Source organism: Pseudomonas sp. Y39-6 (assembly GCF_023651955.1).
Classification (GTDB): domain Bacteria; phylum Pseudomonadota; class Gammaproteobacteria; order Pseudomonadales; family Pseudomonadaceae; genus Aquipseudomonas; species Aquipseudomonas veronii.
In genome coordinates this window covers 2,610,267-2,626,125 of the sequence record NZ_CP069594.1, presented here as the reverse complement: position 1 = coordinate 2,626,125, position 15,859 = coordinate 2,610,267, and the positions used below count along the sequence as shown (strand labels likewise).

The window sequence follows — 15,859 nt, the reverse complement described above, 5'->3', positions numbered from 1 at the left end:
GAAAGGATGATCCAGTGAAAGGTATTTTTCTCGCCCTCGGGCTACTTGTTACCTCTTTTTCTTCGATGGGAGCCGATATGTCAAACGGTGCAGACAACTTCTACAAAAGCGACAAAGTGACGGTGGAAAAGGTCACCTTCAACAATCAATACGGAATGAAAGTCGCGGGCAACTTGTTCACCCCGAAAGATCTCGACCCGAAAACGAAAAACGCCGCCATCATCGTTGGCCACCCCATGGGCGCGGTAAAGGAGCAAAGCGCAAACCTCTACGCCACCAAAATGGCCGAGCAGGGATTTGTCACGCTGTCGCTGGACTTGTCCTTCTGGGGCGAAAGTGCGGGCACACCTCGCCAAGCGGTCTCGCCTGATATCTATGCCGAAGACTTCAGTGCCGCCGTGGACTTTCTCGGCACTCAACCCCTTGTTGATCACGAGCGTATTGGTGTCATTGGCATCTGTGGCAGCGGCAGCTTCGCCATCAGCGCGGCCAAGATTGATCCGCGCCTCAAGGCGATCGCCACCGTCAGCATGTACGACATGGGCGCAGCCAATCGTAATGGCCTCAAGCATGGCGTAACGGCGGAACAACGTCAGCAGATCATTCGCGAGGCGGCGCAGCAGCGTGATATAGAGTTTCAGGGTGGTCAAATTCGTTATACCAGCGGCACGCCGCTGAAGCTGACCGGTAACGCCGTGGGTGACGAGTTCTACGATTTCTACCGCACCCCGCGTGGCGAGGTTACGCCTGCCGGCGCATCGGCGCAGACCACCACCATGCCTACACTGACCAGCAACGTGAAGTTCATGAACTTCTATCCGTTTAACGACATAGATTCGATCTCCCCTCGCCCACTGCTGTTCATTGCTGGCGCCAAGGCACACTCGCTCGAGTTCAGTGAAGACGCCTACAAACGCGCTGCCGAACCCAAAGAACTGCTGATCATTCCAGATGCCGGACATGTGGATCTTTACGACCGGGTCAACCTCATTCCATTCGCTAAGTTGACTTCGTTCTTCAAAAGCAACCTGAAGTAAATGGCCGGTGCCCCTGGCCGGGCACCGGTTCTCTCTCGCGGCCTCATTTACGGGGCCGCAACGCTTCGCGCATGACAGGATTCAATCAATGAGCAACCACTCCCTCCACGCCCCCCGGAAAGCTGAACAATCGTGGGGCGCCGTATTCGCCATGTCGCTTGCAGCCTTCGTGCTGGTGGCATCGGAATTCATGCCCGTCAGCCTGCTGACGCCGATTGCCGCCGACTTGCATATCACCGAGGGGCAAGCAGGTCAGGGTATTTCTGTCTCTGGACTGTTTGCACTGTTCGCCAGCCTTCTGATCGCTTCGGTGGCGGCGCGGGTCGACCGCAAACCTCTGCTGTTGTCACTGACTGTGCTGATGATCATTTCGGGAACAGTGGTCGCTTTCGCGCCGAATTACTGGGTGTTCATGATCGGTCGCGCGTTGATCGGGGTAGCGATAGGCGGCTTCTGGTCGCTGTCGGCCGCAACCGCCATGCGCCTGGTGCCTGAAGACCAGATCACTCGCGCCATGGCAATCGTCAACGGCGGCAACGCTCTGGCAACAGTGATTGCAGCGCCGCTGGGCAGTTTCCTTGGCGCGTTGATCGGCTGGCGCGGTGCATTTTTGTGCGTTATTCCGGTCGCGGTGATCGCCTCTGCCTGGCTTCTATTTAGCCTTCCGGCGATGAAGTCACAAAGTGGTTCGGGCACTGGGAATGTCTTCAAGTTGATGAAAAGCCTACCGGTCGCGTTAGGCATGGTGGCGGTCAGTGTCTTTTTCATGGGGCAGTTTATGCTGTTTACCTACCTGCGCCCGTTCCTTGAAACGGTCACGCACGTCAGTGTTTCCACGCTATCGCTGATGTTGCTCGTCTTGGGTCTGGCTGGGCTCGCGGGAACCTTCCTGATTGAAGCCTTCTTGAAAAATGGCCTGCATCGCACCCTCATCGTCATTCCGATATTGATGGCGGTGATCGCACTGGCGCTCGTTTCATTCGGCAGTTCGGCGGCCACCACCACTGTCTTGTTGGGTCTCTGGGGACTGGTTGCAACGGCAGCTCCAGTGGGATGGTGGACATGGCTGGCCAGAACATTGCCAGAGGCTGCTGAAGCGGGAGGCGGCTTAATGGTGGCGATCATTCAACTGGCCATTGCCTCGGGTGCAACCGTTGGCGGGCTGGTGTTTGACTTGAGCGGCTATCGCGCAACCTTCGAGTTGAGCGCCGCATTGCTGGGCGTGGCGGCTGTGCTTGCCTTCCTGGCTGCACGCTCTGCCACGCGGGAGCCGGTTGCATCGGTGAACATCGCATAAAAAACACAAGACACGCCAAGGCGTCTTTTATCGCGAACAGCGTTTTGTGTCATGAAGGAGGCGGCCAAGAGGATGAGTGCTACGACTGCCGGGAGAAAACCTTTGGGTTTGCGAACACCCAGGTGTGCTAGGGCGGAGAGCAGCAGATGATAAAACATGCCGACATAAGCCAGATCACTGAGCGCCACGTTAAAGCGCCAGAGAATCGTGGCAGGACCCAGTACTTTGACCACGATCATCAAAGGCACAAGGTGGGAGGCTGAATAGCCCAACTCCGCTTGTGCGTTTGCGATTAGCGGTATCACACAACACATGCTGACGGCGCAACTCCGAGAGCTTGAAAACGATGGCCGTATCTCGCGAACAGTCTTCGCGGAAGTACCACCGCGCGTCGAATATGAGATGACAGCCAAGGCGAGTGCGCTCGGGCCGACGATGGCGGCACTCGCCACCTGGTGGAGCGAGTACGGGAAAAGCGTCCCCGTAAATCCAAATCCACGTGGCCGAAAAGCTAACAGCACCCGCAAAGGTGATGGGGCGGTTTAAACCTGAGCGATTCACTGCAGCCGAGGTGATGTGCGACGTGCCTCCTGCGCCTTGAAAGCCAGCTGATTCAGAACCTCCAACGCTTACTCAAAAGTCAGTTAGCTATCTAGTCAATTTGCGTAATCGAATTCCAAGCAGCCTTCGCGAGAAAGTCCTGATACTGCTTCGGGCTTTTTTCGACCCTCCCGGAAAGCCAGGCACGCGAATAGCTTTCTGTCGCGCCGATGATGAGTGACGGTAAGAGTTCTACAGGAAGATGACTGAACTGTTCCTTGCGGCCCTCGACACTCATCCAGTCCAGCAACTGCCTATTGCGTTGTTTATTGCGTTCAAGCAATTCACCGTTGAAAGGCCCACTTGAGACGGCGTAGCGACTTTGGAAAACAAAGCGAGCCCAGTCCGGTTGTTCATCGACCCATTCAGCGTAGCTATAGATCAGAGCTGCTACACCCGCTTGAGCCGTCTGTGCTTTTTGCAAATAGCTATCTCGGAGCGCTGCCTGATCTTCTAGCGCAGCGAAAAAAAGAGCGGCCACCAGTCCCTCTTTACTGCCGAAGTGATGATAGATAGCGCCTACGCTCGTTTCGCATTGAGCCCGAATGGTTTCGATGTTTGTGGCTTCGATGCCTACCTCGTTAAAGCAGGCAAGTGCTCGGCGCAGGATTGTGCGCTTGAGCTCGCTACGCCTTCCCGGATAGATACGCTCGATCAGATCAGTTGAATGCATGAGGGGAAACGCCAAATGAAGCGGAGTCTATAGGGTGAACGCACCGTAAAGAAAGCTTGGCTTGACAGCCTCCAGAAATACAGAACATTATTCCGCTACAGAATATTATTCTGCAACCAACCGCGAGGGTATCTCATGAGTCAAGCTCTAAGTATGTTCAATAGCGTAGGCCCCGCCGCGTTCAGCAATATGGCCTGCCAAATGGCACCTTACTTCAGCACGATCGCCCCTGAGATTTCAGAGCTCAGCCCAGGCCATGCAGTCGTTAACGTGCCGTTTCGCAAGGAAATCACCAACCATCTGGCATCTGTGCACGCGATAGCCCTGTGCAACGCAGCCGAGCTCGCGGGCGGAATGATGACTGACGCTTCGATTCCTTCAGGCGCCAAATGGATTCCGAAAGGCATGACCGTTGAATATCTCGCGAAAGCAAAATCGAGCATTCGAGCTGTAGCTGATGGCAGCGGTATTGACTGGAAAACCGGCGGCGACAAGTTTGTTCCGGTTGATATCTTCGACGAGGGTGGCGTGAAAGTTTTCACTGCCAGAATCACGATGAATGTGAAAATCGCTTAGGCCTTTTCTATAGGCTCGGCGTTATGCCGAGCCAAATCGCTCCCGCTGCGAGCATGAAAAATGCGTCATGGTTTCAACAATTAACTGTCCCGGTAGAGTTTGAAAAGCGCTGCACGGCGAGCTTGGGGAGTGTCTAGAAAACCCGGAGCGATTCAAACTGCAATGCCCTTATCAAGGTCTGCTGACTAAAACATAGTCGATGAATGCACGAAGTTTGGGCAGCACATTTCGCCGACTGGGATAATAAAGCGCCAATCCGGGAAAGGTCACCGAGAAGCTTTCGAGTAAGACTTCAAGTGTTCCAGCGTGGATATGGCGCGCAACGAGAGATCGCGGAAGCATGAACAATCCGACCCCTCGCTCCGCGGCGTGAATACAAGCGGCCACATCATCCAGTATCAACGGACCACGGACGCGCACTACGTGTCTTTCGCCCGAGACGCTGAATGTCCAGCTGTCCAGCACAATACCCGCCTGCCGATAGGTGATGCACGGCAGGCCCAAGATATCATCAGGTAGCAGAGGCCGCGCATAGCGCGCGATCAGGGACGGTGAGCCGACAACAATGCTGGGTTCCTCAGCGGTCAGAGGTACCGCAACCATATCAGCGTGTACATATGAACGCGGTCGTACTCCGGCATCGCAACCTTCATCAATGATGTCCACCAGGTGATCATCACCGACAAATTCAAGCTGTATTCCCGGGTTCGCGCTAAGGAACCCAGGCACGAAGCGTTCTGTCAGCATAGGAACACTTGGCCTGGGAACACTGATTCGAAGCAGCCCGGTTACAGACTCACCGAAGTTACGCGCGGACTCAATTCCCAGAAGTACCTGCTGAGCAGCAGGCCGCACTTGAAGCAGCAGTCTTGCTCCAGCCTCAGTCAGTCCGACGCTTCTGGTAGTTCGTGCCAGCAGTGGCACTCCCACTCGCTGTTCGAATGTGCGTATCGCCTGACTAACAGCTGATGGCGTAATGCCAAGGCGGCGCGCAGCCGCCCGGAAGCCGCGCGCCTCGGCGACCGCCAAGAACACGAGAACCCCATCTAACTCACCGCGTCCGATTGTGTAGTTCATCTAAACAGTATGAGTAGGTGGCAGTGGATTATCAACCACGGCATTCAAGGGGAAAATAATGTATCAACCCCTAGAAAGGACTGCTTCATGAATGCTGAAACCAAACAAAACCGCGCCTATCACCTCGAAAAATTTGGCGGGCTCGATGGCCTTGTCAACGGTGCCATAGCGATTCCGACTCCGGCCTCAGGCGAAGTCGTCGTCCGCGTACGCGCCTCCTCGTTGAATTTCCGAGACATCCTCATTCTGCAAGGACACTACACAGCGCCCGTACCATCGGGCACCATCCCTCTTTCCGATGGTGCAGGTGAGGTGATCGCCGTTGGCGAGGGAGTGACTCGCTTCGTCACTGGGGATCGAGTCGTGAACTCATTCTTCCCTGAATGGATTGACGGGCCGTTCACCGGAAAGTATTCCCAGTATTCATATGATGTCGACGGCTGGCTGGCAGATTACCGCGTCACATCAGAAAACGCTCTGGCCCACATTCCTGGCAGTCTGAGCTTTGAAGAGGCCGCTACCCTACCTTGTGCTGCGGTCACTGCGTGGTCTGCGGTCAAAGGAGTAAGCGCAGGCGACACGGTACTGACACAGGGAACGGGAGGCGTCTCGTTGTTCGCCATCCAGTTTGCAAAAGCGCTGGGCGCGCGCGTCATTGCCACGACATCCAGCGATGAGAAGTCCGAACAGCTCAAGCTGTTGGGCGTAGCCGACATCATCAACTACAAAACCCATCCCGCATGGTCGCAGCAGGTCCGGGCGCTTACCAACGGCAATGGCGTCAATCGCATCGTTGAGGTGGGTGGCTCAGGCACTTTCCAGGAGTCGGTCAAAGCCATTGCGGTGGGTGGCCAGGTTTCGATGGTTGGGGTACTCGCGGGCTTGGAAGGCAGCGTCGACTTCATGTCCATGTTCATGAGCCAGGCGCGATACCAGCCTATCGCCCTGGGCAGTCGACAAGATCTGGAAGATTTGATCGCAGGCATCGCCGCACATGGAATCAGCCCTGTAATCGACAGTCGTTTTGAGTTTGGGGACGCCAAGCGGGCGTATGAAAAACTCATGACACGTGACGTCTTTGGCAAGGTCGTTATCAGCCACTGATGTGATGACCCAGTCAACGATAGCTAACGGGACAGATCATGACTGCTTATGTAATCTTCATCCGAGAGAAAACGCTCGATCAGCATGAGCTTGATATCTATGCACAAAAAGCCACCATTGCTCTTGCCGGCCTGCAGTCCACGATGCTTTCAGCCTATCAACGGATTGAGGCGTTTGAAGGGGAATTACCAGAAGGCGTTGTACTTTTCTCCTTCCCGACATTCGACGAAGCCAAGGCCTGGTATCACGGCGACGCGTATCAGTCCATCGTTGGACACAGGCTCAAGGGTGCAGTCTATCGAGGGTTTGTCGTAGACGGAGTAAGTTAGAACGCCTACCGAGGATATCCAGAACCCTGTGTCGGCCGTCGAAGGACACTTACCTAGGCTTACTAATCAGGAAATGAAGCGCGCAGGGGAACCTGCGAGCTTTTTCGCTAGGTCACGTGGCAGTTCCGGTCACCTGATCGCCCATCACCACACGTCGAGACACTCGGCAAAATGGTGATGGGTTATGCGTCAGACAGACTCAGACGACGACGCAATTGGGGAGCAGTAAGGTGCGCTCGCCAACACGGCCCATCCTGCTGAAAAGGCATGACCGAGGCCAAATTGCCCGTCTCGACCGGATCGCAACCCGCGTCGCTGACCAGTCCAACAGCGATCGGCATGCCGATCCGAGTACCCGACGTCTCCAGCACATTCGCATCGACACAGTAGCGCCATTCAGAGTGTTCTCACTGATGCGCTTGCTCAGGTCGCTTCGATGCGCAAATAAGTAGCGCTGCGCGGGGACAACCTGGTCCAACAAATGGCGCACTATCTCCAGCGCCTGCACCGACAGTGGCACGATATAAGGCGGTACGTTTTGGATCTGCTTACCTGGCTTGCACATCGCTAGCTGGAGTTGTTTCACCACTTCCGCCGGTATGATCCACAAGCGCTTCTCCAAATCGAACTGGTCGGGTGTCGCCAGCCGCAACTCGCCCGTGCGGACACCGGTCAGCAGCAACAACCGAAGGCCAAGCCGAGTTTGGTTGGCGCCACCGTAGTTTCGAAGAGCAGCCATCAAGGCCGGGAACTCCTCCATACGGAGAAATGGATTGTGAGTAACAGGAGGTTTGCGAAGTGCAACCACATCCAGGCCTGAAGCCGGATTGTGTTCTAACCCCTCGATTTTTACCAACGCATAGCGGAACAATTGATTAAACCAGGTCCGACACTTTTCAGCTGTCGATAAGGCCTTGCGCTGTTCGATCCTGCTCAGCAAATCCAGCAGATCGCGACGATTGATGTCGTAGATAGACCATCCACCCAGTATGGGCAGGACGTTTTTATTGAAGATTCTCAAGATTTGCGAGAGCGTGCTCTGGCGCCCCTCCTTCAGGCTCAGCCTGCGGAACTCCACCCATTGATTGAACACGGCCTCGAAGGCCTGCTCTGCCGCAAAACGAACAGCACGACGCTGCTGTTTACGGTGCTCATAGGGATTGATGCCTTGGGCGACCAAGGCGCGCGCCTCATCACGTCGCGCACGGGCTTCTTTGAGGCCGATTTGCGGATAACTACCGAGAGACATACGCTTCTGCACGCCCGCCCAGCAGTATTGAAACGCCAGATTTTCCCGCCGCGGGCCGTCACGTTGAGCGCAAGCCCATCCGTGTCGCCTATCGTGTAGTCATTGCCGGTGATTCAGGCTTGCCGAACGGTCGTAATTTCGCGTAATTAGAAAACACAAGGAATCCCCTATGAGCAGTAAAACTATCTTCGTCCAACCCGGTGGCGGTTATGAAAAGGTTGTGGTTGGCAGTAGCGAAGTACGGGCCGCAGCGCGCGGCGAAATCACAGTGCGCCTTCACGCCAACTCGCTCAACTACCACGACTTCGCGGTGGTCAGCGGTATGTGGGGGCCTAGTGAAAAACGCATCCCCATGGCCGACGGCGCAGGTGAAGTCATTGCTGTCGGCGAAGATGTCACTGAATTCAAGGTGGGTGACTCGGTCGTTAGTACATTCTTCCCTGAGTGGATCAATGGTGCGCCACTGGTTGAGGGTTTTGTTAGCGTGCCAGGTGATGGCATTGACGGCTACGCTCGTGAGCAAGTGACGGCCAAAGCCACATCGTTCACTCTCGCGCCTATCGGATACAGCCATGCTGAAGCGTCCACGCTCACCACTGCCGGCCTTACTGCATGGCGCGCCCTGATGGCCGATGACTCACTCAAGCCGGGCGACACCGTGCTCGTCCAAGGCACTGGCGGCGTTTCAATTTTCGCTCTGCAGTTCGCTAAATTGGCCGGCGCTACCGTCATTGCTACCTCTTCAAGCGACGAAAAACTTGAACGTCTGAAAGGACTAGGCGCTGATCATGTGATCAATTACCGCAAAGACCTTAACTGGGGTGAAACTGCACGCGCTCTAACGGGTGGCCGTGGTGTTGATCACATCATAGAAGTCGGCGGCCCCGCGACTCTCGAGCAATCGATGGTTGCAACTCGGGTTGCTGGTCACATCTCCATCATCGGGATACTGAGTGGCGTAAGCGGTGCAATGAATTTTGTACCCGCACTGATCAAGCAAGTACGTCTGCAGGGTGTATTGGTGGGCAGCCGCAGCCAGCAGCAAGACATGATCCGAGCCATCAATGCTAATGGTATGCGTCCGATTATTGATCGTCATTTCCCTTTGAACGAGATTGTCGAAGCGTTCAAGTATCAGGAAACCAACAAGCATTTCGGCAAAATTTGTCTGGATATCTAAGCGCGCATAACTGTGCATGAGAAGACCTTAAGGTTCGCCATGTGATTAGCTCTTCACGGCTTGCAAGGTTCGTCATTCAGACCTCAATGTTGGAAAAACCCACCCACAATAGTTGCCTCTCACTGTTCATGACGGCGTATGCGACCTCTGCAACCGTCCTGTCTTGAAAGCAATGCGCTAACCGGACTTTCTCCTGAGTGCGGCAGATGTCAAAACCACCTAGAGAGGCTTCAGGGTGGAGCGTAGTGATTGATCGGTAGGATTGCATGCCGACTTGCATAGGCCGGCCACCACCCTTTTACGAAATCGAGCACCTTGTATAACTTTTTGCAAGGTGTCTAGAGAATCCTGGGCGATTCATTTTTCTAGCTGTCGCCATTCTGACACGTATCGTCGAAATCATTAAAAGCTCGTGATGGCACCGCGCCATCACTGTGCTATATTCATCCAATCATCCATATCAATATTGATTATACCTACCCCCCCTTCTCAGATGACCGCGCCAGTTTTCATCGGTCACGGCTGATTACCAAAGGAACGCTATGAACTCTTGGCTCGCGAATATCAGCGTCATGCTCAAGCTGGCCTTGGGCTTTGCTGTTGTACTCCTTCTAACCGCCATCCTTGCCGCGACCAGCTGGTTCAGCTTGGGAAAAATGATTGACCGTAGTAATCGAATGGCCGGCATCACCGAACTCGGCAACCGTCTTGATCATCTACGGAGGGCCCGTTTTCAGTATCAGGTGGACAAGGGTGACGAGCAACAAGGTGCATTGATCCAGGATGCGCTGGAACTGTTTGTCGCCAAGCAAAAAAGCCTCGCAAAAGAACTGCAGCTACCTGAAAACTTGCAAAGTCTTGCGCTGATCAACCAAGCCACCACTCAGTATCAAATGGCAATTAATACGATGCGCGAGGCCTATCGCAATAGTGCGGCCACCCGTAAGGAAATGGCCACCAATGCGGTCAAAGGCGCCGCGCTGATTGCCAAGCTCATCAATGACGTAGAAGCAATGCCAGTCTCTGATCAGCGCCGTTATGAGTTATACAAAGTCATCCTCAAGGCCAAAGAGGATGTCGCGCTGGTGCGTTATGAAGTTCGTGGCTACACCGGCAATCCCAACAGCACTACGGAACAAGCCGCCGCCCGCCAGCTTGATAGTGCGCTCAAGGGCATTGAAACCCTCAACAACACCTTTGGTGCCGCCTATGCCGATCCTATCAGGCAACTGGAAACCGCTCTGATGGCTTACCGCCGCTCAGTGCAGGATTTTACAGCCAGTAATGGGGCTATCGACCACTCCGTGCAGGACACTGTCAATTTCGGAGAGGCCATCACCCGTCTGACTGATGAAATGTATGCCAGACAGCTGGCCGCCCTTGAAACAGATAGTGCTCAGGCCCGCACGCTGCAGTTGAGTTGCACTGCTTTGGCAATGTTATTGGGGCTTCTTGCAGCTCTGATAATCACCCGCCAGATTACCCGCCCATTGCAGGAGACTCTGGCTGTGGTCGATTGCATTGCAGCGGGCGATCTCACGCAAAACATGGTCGTGACCCGTAGAGACGAACTGGGTGTGCTGCAACAAGGTATTCAGCGCATGGGTCGTACCTTGCGCGATCTGATCGGTGGTATCCGCGATGGAGTCACCCAGATCGCCAGTGCAGCGGAAGAGCTTTCAGCTGTCACTGAGCAGACCAGCGCTGGGGTCAATAGCCAGAAAACCGAGACCGACCAAGTGGCTACTGCGATGCACGAAATGTCGGCCACTGTGCATGAAGTTGCGCGGAATGCGGAACAAGCTTCCGTTGCCGCATCAGAGGCCGATGCTCAGGCGCGCGCTGGTGACAAAGTAGTCGCGGAAGCCATCGCCCAGATTGAGCGTTTGTCCAGCGAAGTCGGGCGTTCAGCGGAAGCTATGAATAAGCTTGAACAAGAAAGTGGGCGCATCGTCAAGATCATGGACGTGATCAAGGCGGTGGCTGAGCAAACTAATTTATTGGCCCTTAACGCGGCCATTGAGGCCGCTCGCGCAGGTGAGGCAGGGCGCGGTTTTGCAGTGGTCGCAGACGAAGTACGAGGACTGGCTCAGCGTACTCAGCAGTCCACTGAGGAAATAGAAAGCTTGGTGGCAGGCTTGCAAGGTGGAACACGTCAGGTGTCCAGTATTATGCAGAGCAGCCGCGAACTAACCGATAGCACTGTGGCGTTGGCAGGTAAAGCAGGCGCATCTTTAGCTAGCATCACTCAGACGGTTTCCGGGATTCAAGCCATGAACCAACAGATTGCTGCCGCCGCAGTACAACAAAGTTCGGTGGCGGAGGAAATAAGCCGCAGCATTTTGAGTGTACGCGACGTGTCTGAGCAGACCGCCTCAGCTAGTGAGGAGACAGCGGCCTCCAGTATCGAACTCGCGCGCCTGGGGGTACAGTTACAGCAACTTGTCAGTCACTTCAAAGTTTGACCGATGTGAATCGCCACGGACTCTCTAGACACTTTGCAAGCTCATTGGACTGCCCCCAGCATCGTAGACATCTCCAGCCTATGCTCGATTTTTACCAACGCATAGCGGAACAATTGATTTAACCAGGCCCGACACTTTTCAGCTGTCGTTAAGGCCTTGCGCTGTTCGATCCTGCTCAGCAAATCCAGCAGATCGTGACGATTGATATCGTAGATAGACCGCCCGCCCAGTGTGGGCAGCACGTCTTTGTTGAAGATTCTCAAGATTTGCGAGAGCGTGCTCTGGCGCCCTTCCTTCAGGCTTAGCCTGCGGAACTCCACCCATTGATTGAACACGGCCTCGAAGGCCTGCTCTGCCGCAAAACGAACAGCACGACGCTGCTGTTTACGGTGCTCATAGGGATTGATGCCTTGGGCGACCAAGGCGCGCCTCATCACGTCGCGCACGGGCTTCTTTGAGGCTGATTTGCGGATAACTACCGAGAGACATACGCTTCTGTACGCCCGCCCAGCAGTATTGAAACGCCAGATTTTCCCGCCGCGGGCCGTCACGTTGAGCGCAAGCCCATCCGTGTCGCCTAGCGTGTAGTCATTGCCGGTGATTCGGGCTTGCCGAACGGTCGTATCCGAGAGTGCCATAGCGAGCGCCTGAACAGACTCAGGAGCGGATGCTCGTCTCGCTATCCAAGCTGCTCCAGCAAAAAACCGATTCAGTGCATATCCAAATCCAAGATCCTCATTCGGGACTTAAATCGGGACTTAAAAGCACTGGACGGTGCTGGATGTCAGCGGTTCCCGCCGGAACGAAAAAAGGACCCGAAGGTCCTTGTTTCGATCGCTGACAGAATTCAGTGGAACTCTGTAGCGCTATGTTTGGAGCGGGAAACGAGACTCGTATCTGGCGTCCGACCCATTGAAATCTAAAGGGTTTCTTTTCTTGCCGAAGCAGGGAAAGACTTGATTCTGGACTTGTTTTGGAGGGGTATCAAGGACCAGAGGCATGATTCCCAGCTCTGCCATCGGGTCTACGCGAGCATCCGTAGAATGTTTCAGTGCGTCTATGTCACCCATCATCCGTTCTCTTTAGCCAATCGCTTCATGAGGCAGATGCAAATGTTGTTTTGGACATTCGCGAGCGGGCTCGCTCCCGCAGTTTATGCGTTCAACTAGTGGGAGCGAGGCTGCTTGGGAACAAGAGTCAGGGCTGTTGCCCAGAAAATCCAACTCAGAAGTAATAGCCGATATTCATATACAACTGGTTTTCCCACTGATCACTACCACCAGCCCCCAGACTCTGGGTAAGGCTGCTGCCACCGATGACCGGATCATTCTTGCCGTACAACCATTCCGTGGCGATCCACAGTTTGCTGAGGGAGAACGAGGTGCCGAAAATCATCCGTTGCGAGGTCTTGAAATCGTCTGCGGATTTATCGAAGGCACTGTAGTTGGCGTACAGCTGTACACCGCTGATCTGATCGAACAGGTACTTGCCGCCAACGTCGTAGCTCACATCCGCCACGTACAAGTTGCCGCGACTGGCGACGTTGTAAGTGGCGTCGTAACCGCCGAAAGCCACCAGTTCATCAGTGCCGGGGTTGCGCGGTGACATCGCCCGCTCACCCTGGTCGGCTTCGCCTTATATCCGGTTCTTGTTCATCGGCTCACGGCTTCGCTCCACGCTTCCTCCCCACACTCGGTCGCCCTCATGCAGTTGCGCTTCACTTCATTCGCTGTGGTCAGCTTACGGCGGGACTTTCACCCACAAGATTGCGCCCATGCTGGGCGCACCAAAAAAAGACCCGCAAGCGGGTCTAAAAGGAGTTAGTTTATCACCTGAAACTGTTTAAGCTTTTCTTACTCGTCGGATGCCACCAAACGAGCACCTTTACGCGTTACCTGTTGCCCCACTGCAAAACTCGCATTGGGTGAGCGCACTGTACTTATTTCGCCTTGCGCGTTTTTCACTTCATAAGCGGTTTCAGACTTTCCAATCCCTGCCTGCAACGCGCTGCCTGCAAAAAAACCGCCGGCTGCGCCGACTAATATACCTATCGGGCCACCTGCCGCTCCAACCATCAGTCCCGTCAAGGCGCCGAAGCCTTTGCCGGCGGTTGTGTCGGGAACTTCACGGATTACCTGGTCTGCTTGGCACAACGGAACCAGCATTAGGTACATGGTAAAACCAAGCGCGATTGAACGAGTCATAACATTGCCCTTTCATATTGACGTTAATTGCATTACTTAATACACAAAGCGGGCCAATAATTTTATTGTTACATATCAAATAGTTAGAATAGAAATAGTCATCATGACCCAACCAAAAATTAGTCACAATGACAAAGGCTTAGTCAATATGACTATTTATTGGGCGCGCCCTGGACGATGTCACAGCAGCAGGTCAGAAGATCTAAATAACGCATTGATGATCGTGAGCGCTGCCAAATTCGCCCGACTGCTTGAAGTAACTGGGCTCTTGCGGGGTGACCGGTCGGCTGGTGGAGATTTGTATTGGGCCCAGCTTTATGAGGGGGGGACTACTGAAAAAAATTTTGGGTCAGCGGCAACATCATTGACCTGCAGCCGCCCCTTCAATCAGCGCTGGGTTCTGGCTGGATAGCCCAGACCGGCAGGGATTACTATTTCAAACCAAGCCGCTTCGCCAGTCGGTGCAAGTTGGCCACGTCTAAATCCAGCATTCGAGCACAAGCAGACCAGTTCCTCATGCACTTTTTCAACGTGTTTTCAATCAGCTGACGATGGAAGTCATCCGTCGCATCCCGCAGTCCCTGGCCCACTTTGAGGAAGGGAACGTCCAGCGCAACAGGCGGCATGTCGACCTGCTCGAGCACTTGATTGAAATGCTGTGATTCAAGCAGCAGTTCGTCACTTTGCTGGGTTGCTCGAGCAATGATTGTCGCTCGATAAATCGCGTGCTCTAGTTCGCGCACATTTCCTGGCCACGTGTACTTTTTGAGCCACGACAGACAATTGGCAGCCAAAGCCACCCGTTTCAACCCCATGCGCTCCCGGCTTTGCTCACAGAAGAAGCCAGCTAGCAACGTGATGTCCTGCTCACGCTCACGCAGTGGTGGTACATGGACAGGAAATACGCTTAAACGATGGAACAGGTCCGCACGGAACCGATTGTTAAACACCTCCTGCTTCAGATCTCGATTGGTCGCGGCAAGCACCCGTACGTTGACCCGCAGGACGTTATCATCACCGACCCGTTGCAGATCACCGTATTGCAATACCCGCAACAGTTTCGCTTGCAGATTCAGCGACAGCTCACCGATTTCGTCGAGAAACAATGTGCCGTTATCAGCCATTTCGAACTTACCGGTGCGATGATGGATAGCGCCTGTGAACGCCCCTTTTACATGGCCGAACAACTCACTCTCGGCGACTGACTCCGGCAGCGCAGCGCAGTTCAGATAGACGACTGGCTTACCAGAGCGGGATGAACCTTCATGTATGGCCTTGGCCACCAATTCCTTACCGACTCCGGTTTCCCCAGTGATCAAAACGTTCAGGTCGGAACCCGCCACCATCTCGATCTCTCTTTTCAACTGTTGCATTGCGTCGCTGAGCCCTACCATTTCGGTACAGGGCTTACCCGCCGGGATGCTACTGACGGAGGGAGGAGTAATGGTCTGGCTTTCCAGTTGTTCCACCAACAACGCATTGGTCAATGCAGCAGAAGCGAGGGCTCCTACCAACCGCAGCTCTTCGTCGCTGAAGTGATCGAATTGCGACGGGTCCATGCCATCTATCGTCAGCGCTCCAATCAATGTCTGGTCCGCGAATAAAGGCAACCCAATGCAGGCATGCACTTTGAGATCTTGCTGGTTTGGTATCAGTCCGTCATAGGGGTCGGGCAAGTGACTCTCTGCCGGAAAGCGCACCACGTCACCGGCACGAGCGATGGCTTCCAGTCGCGGGTGTGCGTCAAGACTGAAGCGGCGCCCCAGTACATCTGGCGCCAAACCGTCAATCGCCAGCGGACGAAACTGTCGCTGTTCATAACGCAACAAGGCAGAGGCGTCGCAACCCAGCAACTGGCGCAAGGTATTGATCAGACGTTGAAAGCGGTCCTGATGAGACATACCGCTTTGCAGCTGGATAGCAATGCCTGTGAGGGATTCAACGGAGAGACTCATGGCTTTGTCACTTTGACAATAAATTAGTCATATGGACAGTAATTGGACTTTGTCATAAAGACAAGCATAGTTTATTTTTTACTTATAAATCAATAGGTTAAGACATGGCACGA

The 15,859-nt window shown here is 54.3% G+C and carries 12 protein-coding genes and 3 pseudogenes; 8 read left to right on the top strand and 7 right to left on the bottom strand.

Features of this window, described 5'->3' with window-relative positions; translation table 11 throughout:
- The first annotated feature begins 14 nt into the window (after positions 1–14).
- The 3 genes and pseudogenes from JN756_RS12160 to JN756_RS12150 form a co-directional block, all read left to right on the top strand.
- Positions 15–1,037 carry an alpha/beta hydrolase gene (locus JN756_RS12160; RefSeq protein WP_108525624.1) on the top strand — a complete coding sequence of 341 codons (1,023 nt, stop codon included), beginning with the start codon at positions 15–17 and terminating at the stop codon, positions 1,035–1,037.
- Positions 1,038–1,125: 88 nt separating this feature from the next.
- Positions 1,126–2,334, top strand: coding sequence for an MFS transporter (locus JN756_RS12155; RefSeq protein WP_057005560.1), 1,209 nt, complete (start codon positions 1,126–1,128; stop codon positions 2,332–2,334).
- 288 nt (positions 2,335–2,622) lie between these two features.
- Positions 2,623–2,880: pseudogene (locus tag JN756_RS12150) on the top strand (winged helix-turn-helix transcriptional regulator); the annotation flags it as partial.
- A 106-nt stretch (positions 2,881–2,986) separates the two neighbouring features.
- Here the strand turns inward: JN756_RS12150 and JN756_RS12145 are convergent.
- Positions 2,987–3,607: a TetR/AcrR family transcriptional regulator gene (locus JN756_RS12145; RefSeq protein ID WP_046383995.1), complete on the bottom strand. Its 621-nt coding sequence runs from the start codon at positions 3,605–3,607 to the stop codon at positions 2,987–2,989.
- A 135-nt stretch (positions 3,608–3,742) separates the two neighbouring features.
- Between JN756_RS12145 and JN756_RS12140 the strand changes: the two genes are divergently transcribed.
- The gene (locus tag JN756_RS12140) at positions 3,743–4,183 is read left to right on the top strand and encodes a hotdog fold domain-containing protein (RefSeq protein ID WP_057005557.1); all 441 of its coding nucleotides are present in this window, start codon (positions 3,743–3,745) and stop codon (positions 4,181–4,183) included.
- A gap of 171 nt (positions 4,184–4,354) precedes the next feature.
- Here the strand turns inward: JN756_RS12140 and JN756_RS32100 are convergent, their stop codons facing one another.
- Positions 4,355–5,260, bottom strand: a complete 906-nt coding sequence (locus JN756_RS32100; RefSeq protein ID WP_079443481.1) for a LysR family transcriptional regulator — start codon at positions 5,258–5,260, stop codon at positions 4,355–4,357.
- An 87-nt stretch (positions 5,261–5,347) separates the two neighbouring features.
- On the opposite strand from JN756_RS32100, the gene JN756_RS12130 reads away from it, so the two are divergent.
- Positions 5,348–6,364, top strand: a complete 1,017-nt coding sequence (locus tag JN756_RS12130; RefSeq protein WP_057005554.1) for a zinc-dependent alcohol dehydrogenase family protein — start codon at positions 5,348–5,350, stop codon at positions 6,362–6,364.
- 38 nt (positions 6,365–6,402) lie between these two features.
- Positions 6,403–6,693 carry a DUF1330 domain-containing protein gene (locus JN756_RS12125; RefSeq protein ID WP_046383998.1) on the top strand — a complete coding sequence of 97 codons (291 nt, stop codon included), beginning with the start codon at positions 6,403–6,405 and terminating at the stop codon, positions 6,691–6,693.
- 378 nt (positions 6,694–7,071) lie between these two features.
- On the opposite strand, the pseudogene JN756_RS12120 reads toward JN756_RS12125, so the two are convergent.
- A pseudogene (locus JN756_RS12120) lies at positions 7,072–8,055 on the bottom strand (tyrosine-type recombinase/integrase); the annotation flags it as partial.
- Positions 8,056–8,111: 56 nt separating this feature from the next.
- On the opposite strand from JN756_RS12120, the gene JN756_RS12115 reads away from it, so the two are divergent.
- Positions 8,112–9,122 (top strand): zinc-dependent alcohol dehydrogenase family protein, encoded by a 1,011-nt coding sequence (locus JN756_RS12115; protein WP_046383999.1) that lies wholly within the window; start codon positions 8,112–8,114, stop codon positions 9,120–9,122.
- Between the two features lie 542 nt (positions 9,123–9,664).
- A complete protein-coding gene (locus JN756_RS12110; protein WP_057005552.1) occupies positions 9,665–11,587 on the top strand; it encodes a methyl-accepting chemotaxis protein in 1,923 nt (640 codons plus the stop codon).
- 41 nt (positions 11,588–11,628) lie between these two features.
- Here the strand turns inward: JN756_RS12110 and JN756_RS12105 are convergent, their stop codons facing one another.
- From JN756_RS12105 to norR, 4 genes and pseudogenes are all read right to left on the bottom strand, one after another.
- Positions 11,629–12,225, bottom strand: coding sequence for a tyrosine-type recombinase/integrase (locus tag JN756_RS12105; RefSeq protein ID WP_442962251.1), 597 nt, complete (start codon positions 12,223–12,225; stop codon positions 11,629–11,631).
- A gap of 586 nt (positions 12,226–12,811) precedes the next feature.
- A pseudogene (locus tag JN756_RS12100) lies at positions 12,812–13,195 on the bottom strand (hypothetical protein); the annotation flags it as partial.
- A gap of 245 nt (positions 13,196–13,440) precedes the next feature.
- A complete protein-coding gene (locus tag JN756_RS12095) occupies positions 13,441–13,791 on the bottom strand; it encodes a hypothetical protein (protein WP_013692885.1) in 351 nt (116 codons plus the stop codon).
- Between the two features lie 431 nt (positions 13,792–14,222).
- Complete coding sequence (gene norR, locus JN756_RS12090; RefSeq protein ID WP_013692882.1) at positions 14,223–15,746, bottom strand: nitric oxide reductase transcriptional regulator NorR; 1,524 nt, start codon at positions 15,744–15,746, stop codon at positions 14,223–14,225.
- Between the last annotated feature and the right edge of the window lie 113 nt (positions 15,747–15,859).